Raw genomic sequence first — 2,882 nt, 5'->3', positions numbered from 1 at the left:
CAATGCGGTAATGATTGGTGGCTCGGTCAGTTAGTGCTCGCGGGCTGAACACCTCGTTGCCTCGGTGCGTACACCCCGAGTCTATCGAACTCGTCTTCTACGAGCGACCTCGGCGGTATCTCTTTTCCAGGTGGGTTTCCGGCTTAGATGCGTTCAGCCGTTACCCCGTGTGGCGTGGCTGCTCGGCAGCGCTCTCTCGAACGACCGATACACCAGTGGCCACCATCCGTAGTTCCTCTCGTACTATACGGACGTTCCCGTCAGATACCAATGACACCCCCAATAGATAGCAGCCGACCTGTCTCGCGACGGTCTAAACCCAGCTCACGACCTCCTTTAATAGGCGAACAACCTCACCCTTGCCCGCTTCTGCACGGGCAGGATGGAGGGAACCGACATCGAGGTAGCAAGCCACTCGGTCGATATGTACTCTTGCGAGTGACGACTCTGTTATCCCTAAGGTAGCTTTTCTGTCAGCAATGGCCCGCATCGAGCGGGCGAATTGGTTCGCTAAACCACGCTTTCACGTCAGCGTCACTCGTTGGGAATGACACTGTCAGTCCATCTTTTGCTTTTGCACTCTTCGCCGCGTTTCCGACACGGCTGAGATGGACTTGGGGCGCGCTCGATATCTTTTCAAGCGCGTACCGCCCCAGTCAAACTGCCCGGCTATCGGTGTCTTCCGCCAGGAGTGAGGGTCGCAGTCACTACCGGGTAGTGTTTCATGGATGCCTCGGTGGCCCGCTAGCGCGGGTACCTGTGTAACGGCTCCTACCTACTCTGCACAGTAGCGACCACGTCCCAGCGACAGCCTGCAGTAAAGCTCTATAGGGTCTTCGCTTCCCCTTGGGGGTCTCCAGACTCCGCACTGGAACGTACAGTTCACCGGGCTCAACGTTGGGACAGCGGGGCTCTCGTTGATCCATTCATGCGAGTCGCTACTGAAGCGACAAGGTACTACGCTACCTTAAGAGGGTCATAGTTACCCCCGCCGTTAACGGGTCCTTCGTCCTGTTGTACCAGGTGTTCAGATACCCGCACTGGGCAGGATTCAGTGACCGTACGAGTCCTTGCGGATTTGCGGTCACCTATGTTGTTACTAGACAGTCGGAGCCCCCGAGTCACTGCGACCTGCCTCTTTCCGAGGCAGGCATCCCTTCTTCCGAAGGTACGGGACTAGATTGCCGAATTCCCTAACGTCGATTGCTCCCGACAGGCCGTGGCTTTCTCCGCCATGAGCACCTGTGTCGGTTCTCGGTACGGACACTGTTCTCGTCTTTTCACGGGCCCCAGGGTAGTCTGACTTGCGCTATACTGTCATTCGTCCGCTTCGTGCCATTACGGCTTCCACGGAGTTGGACAGGTCGACCGGGCGATGGCCCGGCTCAGATGAACCCAAGGCGTCGACTTTCAATGAACAGCGGCGCAGGAATATTAACCTGCTTCCCATTTCGTCTCATTCGAATTACGGTGAGACTTAGGACCGGCTAACCCTCAGCTGACGAACAGTGCTGAGGAACCCTAGCTCTTTTGGCCGTCAGGATTCGCACCCGACTTTCGCTACTACTATGACCAGGATTTTCGTTTCTAATCGGTCCACACGAACTCTCGGCCGTGCTTCCACCCGATCAGAACGCCGACCTACACGGTCAGAATTTGACTTCTGCGGTCAGGTATCGGTGGTGGACTTGAGCCCCGATCATTTTGGGCGCCTCAAACCTCGGCCGGTAAGCTGTTACGCTTTTCTTGGAGGGTAGCTGCTTCTAAGCTCACCTCCCGGCTGTCTAGGGCTTGAGACCACCTTCGATCGCACTTAGTCCACACTTGGGGACCTTAACCCGACTCTGGGTTGTCTCCCTCACGGTACACAGGCTTACCCCGCGCACCGAACTCCTCGCGTCGAAAGCGTTCGTAGGTTCGGAGTTTGACAGCACGGCCGACCTCTCTCGAGGGCGGTCCGCCCAATCAGTCTCTCTACCCCACGAACTACCTCGGCGAGGGTAATGCTTCGACATTTTTCGGTCGGAACCAGCTGTTGCCGAACTCGATGGGCCTTTCACCCCTACACGTAGGTCACGAGAGGGTGTTGTAAAACACCAACTCTAACAGACCTCCACGTGCCTTTCGGCACGCTTCGTCTTGCCCACGCGTAGATCGTCCGGTTTCGGGTCGTGTCAGTTTGACTCCCCGCGCTTGAACACGGCGGCCCTGGCGCAAAGCGCTGCGGCCATGTCGGTTTCCCTATGCCTTCCCGGATGAACCGGTTAGACTCGCCAAACAGACACACTCCCTGGTTCGTTTTTCAAAACGTACGACGGAACATCGGCTCCCGTTCGGTCCTACTGGAGGCTCGCGCCTCTGTCGTTTTCGAACGGGCCTTGTATGCCCCGTCGCTCCATCGCCACCTGATTTCAAGCCCTGTTGCACCTCCCTTCTGAGGGTGCTTTTCAGCGTTCGCTCGCGCTACTTGTTCGCTATCGGTCTCGAGGAGTATTTAGCCTTGGCAGTAGATGCCTGCCGTATTCACGAGGGATTTCCAACCCCCGCTACTCCGGAACCGGCTCACGTCGTACTACCTCTCGTTACGGGGTTTTCACCCTGTATCACGCTCCGTTCCAGGAGACTTCACGAGAAGGTTCAGACGATGATCGCCGGCCCAATACACCACATCGGCCGAAGCCTTCAGTTTGGGCTGTATCGCGTTCACTCGCGGTTACTAACGATATCTCGATTGATTTCTTTTCCGACCGGTACTAAGATGTTTCAATTCCCGGCGTTCCCCATTGCGCGAAGCAATTGCGGTGGGGATTCCCATTCGGATATCCTGCGTTCTTCGCTTCCATGCAGCTCCCGCAGGCTTATCGCAGCTTGGCACGTCCTTC

Annotated in this window: 1 rRNA gene; it reads right to left on the bottom strand. The window is 56.8% G+C overall.

Features of this window, described 5'->3' with window-relative positions:
- Positions 1-10: 10 nt before the first annotated feature.
- Positions 11-2,882, bottom strand: a 23S ribosomal RNA gene (locus tag AB2U09_RS00130); the annotation flags it as partial.

This window comes from Halosimplex yunnanense, from assembly GCF_054504345.1.
This window is presented reverse-complemented; position numbering and strand designations above follow the sequence as displayed.